Annotated in this window: 8 protein-coding genes and 1 pseudogene; 5 read left to right on the plus strand and 4 right to left on the minus strand. The window is 70.5% G+C overall.

Annotated features, from left to right (window positions below):
- Positions 1-16 precede the first annotated feature (16 nt).
- The 3 genes from HMPREF0591_RS22155 to HMPREF0591_RS22165 form a co-directional block, all read right to left on the minus strand.
- Positions 17-529, minus strand: a complete 513-nt coding sequence (locus HMPREF0591_RS22155) for a DUF3145 domain-containing protein (protein ID WP_040623631.1) — start codon at positions 527-529, stop codon at positions 17-19.
- A 141-nt stretch (positions 530-670) separates the two neighbouring features.
- Complete coding sequence (locus HMPREF0591_RS22160) at positions 671-1,489, minus strand: serine hydrolase domain-containing protein (RefSeq protein ID WP_007170900.1); 819 nt, start codon at positions 1,487-1,489, stop codon at positions 671-673.
- Complete coding sequence (locus tag HMPREF0591_RS22165) at positions 1,489-2,559, minus strand: class I SAM-dependent methyltransferase (protein WP_007170901.1); 1,071 nt, start codon at positions 2,557-2,559, stop codon at positions 1,489-1,491. The genes HMPREF0591_RS22160 and HMPREF0591_RS22165 overlap by 1 nt, the downstream gene beginning before the upstream one ends.
- A 32-nt stretch (positions 2,560-2,591) precedes the next feature.
- Between HMPREF0591_RS22165 and HMPREF0591_RS22170 the strand changes: the two genes are divergently transcribed.
- From HMPREF0591_RS22170 to HMPREF0591_RS22190, 5 genes are all read left to right on the plus strand, one after another.
- Positions 2,592-3,677, plus strand: a complete 1,086-nt coding sequence (locus HMPREF0591_RS22170; RefSeq protein ID WP_007170902.1) for an S-(hydroxymethyl)mycothiol dehydrogenase — start codon at positions 2,592-2,594, stop codon at positions 3,675-3,677.
- Positions 3,677-4,300, plus strand: coding sequence for an MBL fold metallo-hydrolase (locus tag HMPREF0591_RS22175; protein WP_007170903.1), 624 nt, complete (start codon positions 3,677-3,679; stop codon positions 4,298-4,300). Before HMPREF0591_RS22170 ends, HMPREF0591_RS22175 begins: the two co-directional genes overlap by 1 nt.
- A 254-nt stretch (positions 4,301-4,554) precedes the next feature.
- A complete protein-coding gene (locus tag HMPREF0591_RS22180) occupies positions 4,555-5,511 on the plus strand; it encodes an SDR family oxidoreductase (RefSeq protein ID WP_007170904.1) in 957 nt (318 codons plus the stop codon).
- 5 nt (positions 5,512-5,516) lie between these two features.
- Positions 5,517-6,611 (plus strand): class I SAM-dependent methyltransferase, encoded by a 1,095-nt coding sequence (locus HMPREF0591_RS22185; RefSeq protein WP_007170905.1) that lies wholly within the window; start codon positions 5,517-5,519, stop codon positions 6,609-6,611.
- 76 nt (positions 6,612-6,687) lie between these two features.
- On the plus strand, positions 6,688-7,047 hold the full coding sequence (locus tag HMPREF0591_RS22190; protein ID WP_007170906.1) for a hypothetical protein: 360 nt from the start codon (positions 6,688-6,690) through the stop codon (positions 7,045-7,047).
- A 1-nt stretch (position 7,048) separates the two neighbouring features.
- Here the strand turns inward: HMPREF0591_RS22190 and HMPREF0591_RS33215 are convergent.
- Positions 7,049-7,666 (minus strand): annotated as a pseudogene (locus tag HMPREF0591_RS33215) (Hsp70 family protein); the annotation flags it as partial.

Consider the following 7,666-nt stretch of genomic DNA (forward strand, 5'->3'; position numbering starts at 1 on the left):
TCACCCGCCGCAGCGGCTACCCGACCCCCCGGCTGAGCCAGCTCACCTCGCCGACCTCGCCGCCGTCGCGGTACGCCTCCAGCGCGTCGTCCCACGCCGTGCCCAGCACCGTGTCCAGCTCGGCGGCCAGGGTGTCGGCGCCATGCGCCATCAGCGCGCGCAGCCGCATCTCCCCGACCATCACGTCGCCGTTGGCGCTCATCGCCCCGCTCCACAGGCCGAGCTGCGGGGTGTGGCTGAACCGCTGGCCGTCCACTCCGGGGCTGGGGTCCTCGGTGACCTCGAACCGCAGCACCGACCAGGACCGCAGGGCGTTCGCCAGCCGGGCCCCGGTGCCCACCGGGCCCACCCAGTTGGTGACCGCGCGCAACTGTCCGGGCATCGCCGGCTGCGGCGTCCACGTGAGGTTCGCCTTCGACCCCAGGGTCGACGACAACGCCCACTCGACATGCGGGCACACCGCCGCGGGCGAGGCGTGCACGTACACCACGCCAGTCGTCACGTCGGCGAATTGATTCGACGCACGCATTTCCTGCTCCTTCGGTTCCGCGAGGGACGTCTTCCCCAACGACCTGGCGGGACCTGGCGAGCAGGATGTCTAACTATTTTGTGTGTCGTGCGTGTCTATTGTGCCCTGTGATACCCATGTTGCGCTAGTGTGCATTTTCCTTTAGCCGTATTCGGCTAGCACGGCGTCGGATATCGCCGGCCACGGCCGCAGCGCCCACTCCCCGAAATCCCGGTTGGTCAGGGCCACCAGCGCCAGGTCCCGGTCGGGATCCGCCCAGATGAAGCCGCCCGCCTGGCCGAAATGGCCGTAGGTCCGCGGCGAGTTGGACGCGCCGGTCCAGTGCGGCGATTTGGCGTCCCGGATCTCGAAGCCCAGCCCCCAGTCGTTGGGCCGCTGGACGCCGTAACCGGGCAGCACGCCGTCCAGGCCGGGAAATTGCACGGTCGTCGCCTCGGCGTGCAGCTGGGCCGACACCGTCGCGGGCCGCAGCAGCTCCAGGGCGAATTTCGCCAGGTCGGCGACCTTCGACACCGCCCCGAACCCCGCGGCCGCCGCGCCGCCGTCCAGCCGGGTGGAGGCCATCCCCAGCGGCTGGAACACCGCCTCGGCCAGGTAGCGGCCGAATTCGATGCCGGACTCGCGCTCGACGGTCTGGGCTAGCACGGTGAAACCGTGGTTGGAGTAGATGCGCCGCGCCCCCGGCGCGGCCAGCACGTGGTCGTTGTGCATGGCCAGCCCGGACGCGTGCGCCAGCAGGTGCCGCACGGTGGCGCCCGGCGGGCCGGCGGGGGTGTCCAGGTCGACGACGCCCTCTTCGACCGCGACGTGCACGGCGCGGGCCACCAGCGGCTTGGTCACCGAAGCGAGCTCGAACGCCCGCTCGGTGTCGCCGTGGCCGGCCAGCACCCCGCCCGGTCCGATCACCGCCGCGGCGGCCGCCTCGACGGGCCAGTCTGTGATGGCGTCGAGGGCGGCCATCACTTCCGGGCGATGTAGTAGTTGTTGATCGGGTCGGAGTCGATCTCGGCCACCCGCACGTCGTCGAACCCGGCGTCGCCCAGCATCGCGGTGGCCAGCTGCTCCCCCCAGGCCGCACCCAGCCCGGCGCCGTCCAGCGCCAGCGACACGGTCATGCAGTGCATCAGCGACGTGGTGTACAGGTAGGTGCTCATCGGAACGCCGACGTTCTCCTCGAGCCGGCTCGACGCCTTGATGTCGGCCATCAACAGCACACCCCCGGGCCGCAGGGCGCGGTAGATGTTCTCCAGGACGCGGGCCGGCTGGGCCTGGTCGTGGATGGCGTCGAACACGGTGATGACGTCGTAGGCGTCCGGCCGGTCCAGCTCCGCCAGGTTCTGCGCCTCGAATGTCGCGTTCGCCAGGCCCAGGTCGGCCGCCTCGCGGGCGCCGACGGCGATCGCCTCGTCGGAGAAGTCGACGCCGGTGAACCGGCTGGCCGGAAACGCGCGGGCCATCACGTTGATCGCGTGGCCGCTGCCGCAGCCGAAATCGGCCACGTCGACCCCGGAGCGCAGACGTTCGACGAGCCCGTCGACCAGCGGCAGCACCGTGTCGACCAGCGCCTTGTCGTACACGACGCCGCTCTGCTCGGCCATCAGCGCGTGGAATCGGGGAAATTCGCCGTAGTGCAGTCCGCCGCCGTCGCGGAAGCAGCCGATGATCTTTTGTTCGACCTCGGCGAGCTGCGGCACGAACAGGGCCACCAGGGCCAGGTTGTCCGGACCGGCCGCCCGGGTGAGCACGCCGGCGCGATGCGCGGGCAGCGAGTAGGTCCCGGACTCGGCGTCGTAGTCCACGACGCGTCCGGTCGTCATGCCGGCCAGCCACTCGCGCACGTAGCGTTCGTTGAGGCCGGCCGCTTCGGCGATCTGCGCGCTGGTGGCCCGCGCCAGCCCGGCCATCGTGTCGAGCAGGCCGGTCTGGTGGCCGATGCTCAGCAGCAGCGTCAGGCTGGCGCCGTCGATGGCCGCGGCGATGCGTCCGGCGAATTCCTTCGAGGTTTCCGACGCGGTCTCGGGTGCCGTCATGGTCAGCGACGGTACACCGTAGGTTGGGGGCCATGAGTCAGACAGTGCGCGGCGTGATTTCACGCAAGAAGGGCGAACCCGTCGAGCTGGTGGACATCGTCGTGCCCGACCCCGGCCCGGGCGAGGCCCTGGTCGACATCGTCGCCTGCGGGGTGTGCCACACCGACCTGACCTACCGCGAGGGCGGCATCAACGACGAGTACCCCTTCCTGCTCGGCCACGAGGCCGCCGGCCGGGTCGAGGCGGTCGGCCCCGGCGTGACCGCCGTCGAGCCGGGCGACTTCGTCATCCTGAACTGGCGGGCCGTCTGCGGCCAGTGCCGGGCCTGCAAGCGGGGCCGCCCGCACCTGTGTTTCGACACCTTCAACGCCGCCCAGAAGATGACGCTGACCGACGGCACGGAGCTGACACCTGCGCTGGGCATCGGCGCGTTCGCCGACAAGACGCTGGTGCACGCCGGCCAGTGCACCAAGGTCGATCCGGCCGCCGACCCGGCCGTTGCGGGCCTGCTCGGCTGCGGGGTGATGGCCGGCATCGGCGCGGCGATCAACACCGGGGGCGTCACCCGCGACGACACCGTCGCGGTGATCGGCTGCGGCGGCGTCGGCGATGCCGCGATCGCGGGCGCCGCGCTGGTCGGCGCCCGGCGGATCATCGCCGTCGACACCGACGACACCAAGCTGGACTGGGCCCGCAAGTTCGGCGCCACCCACACCGTCAACGCCCGCCAGGCCGACGTAGTCGAGGCGATCCAGGACCTCACCGACGGCTTCGGGGTCAACGTGGCGATCGACGCGGTCGGCCGCCCCGAAACCTGGAAACAGGCCTTCTACGCTCGCGACCTCGCGGGAACCGTTGTGCTGGTAGGGGTTCCGACGCCCGACATGAAGCTGGACATGCCGCTGGTCGACTTCTTCAGCCACGGCGGGTCACTGAAGTCGTCGTGGTACGGCGACTGCCTGCCCGAGCGCGACTTCCCCACCCTGATCGACCTGTACCTGCAGGGCCGGCTGCCGCTGGAGCAGTTCGTGTCCGAACGCATCGGCCTCGGCGACGTTGAGGAGGCGTTCCACAAGATGCACGGCGGCAAGGTGCTGCGCTCGGTGGTGATGCTCTGATGGTCGAGATTCAGAAGGTGGTCACCCACGGGACGTTCGAACTCGACGGCGGCAGTTGGGAAGTCGACAACAACATCTGGTTGATCGGCGACAACTCCAACGTCGTGGTGTTCGACGCCGCCCACGACGCGGCACCGATCATCGAGGCCGTGGCCGGCCGCCACGTGGTTGCCGTGGTGTGCACGCACGGCCACAACGATCACGTGACGGTCGCACCGGAGCTCGGCAAGACGCTCGACGCGCCGGTGCTGCTGCATCCGGCCGACGAGGTGCTCTGGCGAATGACACACCCCGACAGCGACTTTCGGTCCATTTCCGACGGCGAGACGCTGAGCGTGGGCGGGACGGAGTTGCGGGCGCTGCACACGCCGGGGCACTCCCCCGGCTCGGTGTGCTGGTATTCGCACGACCTGGGCGTCGTGTTCAGCGGCGACACGCTGTTCGCCGGCGGCCCGGGCGCGACCGGCCGCTCGTATTCGGACTTCCCGACCATCCTGCAGTCCATCTCCGAGCGGCTGGGCAAGCTGCCCGGCGAGACGGTGGTGCACACCGGCCACGGCGACAGCACCCTGATCGGCGACGAGATCGTGCACTACGAGGAGTGGGTGGCCCGCGGGCACTGAGGCCGCGCCGCCACCGTCCAGCCACATCCGTCACAGCAGCACCAGTCCGGAACCACCATCCGACCGCCGATTTCGATATCGCCGGTGATATCAAATCCGAGCGTCGCCGCATGGTCGGAGAGCGCCTTATGGTCGGAGACCGCCTGATGGCCGCAGCGCATCGCCGCGGAGCGGCCTCACGAACGGCGCCGCACCGACGCGCCCACCCGGCCAAGGGCGCACACTATGGGTTCTACCGGTAAGGAGTGATACGCATGGCCAACGACCTCGTCGCCACGGTGCCCGACCTGTCGGGCAAGCTCGCAATCGTCACCGGCGCCAACAGCGGCCTGGGTTTCGGCCTGGCCCGGCGCCTCGCGGCCGCCGGGGCCGACGTCGTCATGGCGATCCGCAATCGCGCCAAAGGGGAACAGGCGATCGCCGACATCCGCAAAACGGTGCCCGACGCCAAGCTCACCATCAAGTCGCTGGACCTGTCGTCGCTGGCCGCGGTCGCCGCGCTGGGTGAACAACTCAACGCCGAGGGCCGCCCCGTCGACATCCTGATCAACAACGCCGGCGTGATGACCCCGCCGGAGCGCGACACCACCGTTGACGGGTTCGAATTGCAGTTCGGCAGCAACCATCTCGGGCATTTCGCCCTGACCGGGCACCTGCTGCCGCTGCTGCGCGCGGCCGGCAACGCGCGCGTCGTCTCGCTGAGCAGCCTGGCCGCCCGGCAAAGCGGGAAGATCCACTTCGACGACCCGCAGTTCGAGAAGTCCTACGCGGCCATGTCGGCCTACGGCCAGTCCAAACTGGCGGTGCTGATGTTCGCGCTGGAGTTGGACCGGCGCAGCCGCGCGGCGCGCTGGGGCATCGTGTCCAACGCCGCGCACCCGGGCCTGACCAAGACCAACCTGCAGATCGCGGGGCCCTCGCACGGCCGCGACAAGCCCTCGCTGATGGAGCGGCTGTACAAGGCGTCCTGGCGCTTCACGCCGTTCTTCTGGCAGGAGATCGACGAGGGCATCCTCCCGGCGCTCTACGCCGCGGCCGCGCCGCACGCCCAGGGCGGCGCGTTCTACGGGCCCCGCGGCTTCTACGAGGCCGCCGGCGGTGGGGTCCGGCCGGCCAAGGTGCCCGCGCGGGCCCGCAACGAGGCTGACTGCCAACGACTTTGGGAGCTTTCCGAGCGGCTCACCGGCGTCAGTTACCCGAAGGCGGACTGACGATCATGCGGCCCGAGCCCCGGCTGCCCGAATCGAGCATTGTGGTCCGGCCCGAGCCCGTCTACACGCAGTCGTCGCGGCTGCAGGCCGCCGGCCTGGCGCCGGCCATCGCGTTGTTCGAGCGGGCCGCCGAGCAGGTGCCCCTGCCCAAGCCGCCCCAGCCCATCGTCATCGCCGACTACGGCGCCGCCAACGGACACAATTCGCTGAAGCCGGTGTCGGCGGCCATCGCGGTGCTGCGCCGCCGCACCCGCCACGACCACGCAATCCTGGTGGCGCACACCGACATCCCGGACAACGACTTCTCGGCGCTGTTCCACACTCTGTCCGACGACCCGGAGAGCTACCTGCACCTGGACAACGCCACGTTCGCGTCGTCGATCGGCCGGTCGTTCTACGACCAGATCGTGCCGTCCAAGACGGTCAACCTCGGTTGGTCGTCGTGGGCGACGCAGTGGCTGAGCACGCTGCCGGGCGAAGTGCACGACCACCTGCACGTCGCCTACAGCAACGACGACACGGCCCGCGCGGCCTACGCTCACCAGGCGGCCCTGGACTGGCTGAACTTCGTGGCCTTCCGCGGCCGCGAACTGGCCCCCGACGGCCGGCTGGTGGTGATGACGATCGCGCTCGACGAGGACGGCACCTCCGGGTTCCCGACCCTGCTCGACGCGATGCTCACGGCGCTGCGCGAACACGTCCGCGACGGCCTGCTGCGCCAGGACGAGGTGCGGCGGATGAGCATCCCCACGTTCGCCCGCGGCGAGAAGGACTTTCGCGCCCCGTTCGCGCCCAGCGGCCGCTTCGAGGGCCTCTCGATCGACCATCTCGAGATGTTCAACGCCGCCGACCGGTTCTGGGCCCGCTTCCAGGCCGACCGCGACGCCGAGTCCTTCGGCGCGCAGTGGGCGGCCTTTGCGCGGGCGGCGCTGTTCCCCGCCCTGGTGCGCGGGCTGGACGACGGGGTCCGCGACGCCCGGGCCGCGGAATTCGTCGACCAGCTGGAGCGGGCGGTCGCGGCGCGGCTGGCGAGCGCGCCCGAACCGATGCGCATCCCGCTGGCGCTGGTCGAGCTGGTCAAGCGCGAACGATCCCGCTGATGAGAGTTTCGACACAACACCGCACCGGGTAACCCCGCTGAAGATCGCGACCTGCGATTGCGAGGGGGTTCGATACATGAGCGTGCAGGACGACAAGTCGGCTGACCAGGACACCGAGCAGAAGGTGACCGAAAAACCGGAGCCGGACGAGAAGGACAAAGAGAAGGCCGCCGAGATGATGGAGGCCTACGAAGAAAAGCCCACCATCGTGCTGCCCGGCACCGGCGGCAGCGTGTCGGGCACCGCGGTGAACGACTGGCTGGACGAGGACGGCAATCCCAAGCACGAAGTCCCCGACAACGCCGGCTCGGTGGAGCAGAAAGCCGACGATTCCCGCGACGAGCAAGACCTGCAGGACCAGATCGAGAAGGACAAGGCCCTCAACGAGAAGCTCAAAGAGGCCGCGACCGCGGAGAACAAGGGCGAAAAGGGTTGACCTATCGGGTCGTTCCCAGCTGCGGACCCAATTGGGGGATGCCGCTGATTCCCAGGTCGCCCGCGATCCCTTGAATGATCTGATTGACCCGGTCCATGCCCGGGATGGGTTCGCCGAGGCCGGGGACCGGCGGGATGGGCGGCGCCTGCGGTACTTGCGGGACCGCCGGCCGGACGGGCGCGGCCGCCAGCGGGGGCGCATGTTGCGGCTTCGCTGACGGGGCGCTGCTCGACGGCGTCTCGGTGGTGGCGGGCGGATGGGTATCGGCGGTCGACGGCGGCGGCGCCTCCGCGGTGGGCGGGGGCGGCTGGGCGGTCGCGGTGTGGGCCGGCGGCGCGGGCGCCGGGTTCTTCGTCACGGCCGGCGTCGTCGCGGATTGGTTCGCCGAGTTCAGCCCGATGGCGACCGCCGTCCCCACCAGCAGCACCGCCGCCGCCGTACCGACGATCGCCGCCAGCACCGGCAGCCGGAACAGGCGGCGCTTGCGCTTCGCGCCCGGGGCATCGCCGGGCCGCTCGTCGGCGGCGGGCTCCTCGGCGGCGGGCTCGACCCGCGCCTGCTTGCCGGTCTGCGACCGGGTCCGGAAGGACCGGAAAGACGTGCCGCCCGCGGCTGGCGC

Source organism: Mycobacterium parascrofulaceum ATCC BAA-614 (genome assembly GCF_000164135.1).
Classification (GTDB): domain Bacteria; phylum Actinomycetota; class Actinomycetes; order Mycobacteriales; family Mycobacteriaceae; genus Mycobacterium; species Mycobacterium parascrofulaceum.

Coding starts and splice junctions, on each gene's coding strand:
- HMPREF0591_RS22160 (WP_007170900.1), bottom strand. CDS start 1,489: ATGGCCGCCCTCGACGCCATCACAGACTGGCCCGTCGAGGCGGCCGCC.
- HMPREF0591_RS22190 (WP_007170906.1), top strand. CDS start 6,688: ATGAGCGTGCAGGACGACAAGTCGGCTGACCAGGACACCGAGCAGAAG.
- HMPREF0591_RS22175 (WP_007170903.1), top strand. CDS start 3,677: ATGGTCGAGATTCAGAAGGTGGTCACCCACGGGACGTTCGAACTCGAC.
- HMPREF0591_RS22180 (WP_007170904.1), top strand. CDS start 4,555: ATGGCCAACGACCTCGTCGCCACGGTGCCCGACCTGTCGGGCAAGCTC.
- HMPREF0591_RS22165 (WP_007170901.1), bottom strand. CDS start 2,559: ATGACGGCACCCGAGACCGCGTCGGAAACCTCGAAGGAATTCGCCGGA.
- HMPREF0591_RS22155 (WP_040623631.1), bottom strand. CDS start 529: ATGCGTGCGTCGAATCAATTCGCCGACGTGACGACTGGCGTGGTGTAC.
- HMPREF0591_RS22170 (WP_007170902.1), top strand. CDS start 2,592: ATGAGTCAGACAGTGCGCGGCGTGATTTCACGCAAGAAGGGCGAACCC.
- HMPREF0591_RS22185 (WP_007170905.1), top strand. CDS start 5,517: ATGCGGCCCGAGCCCCGGCTGCCCGAATCGAGCATTGTGGTCCGGCCC.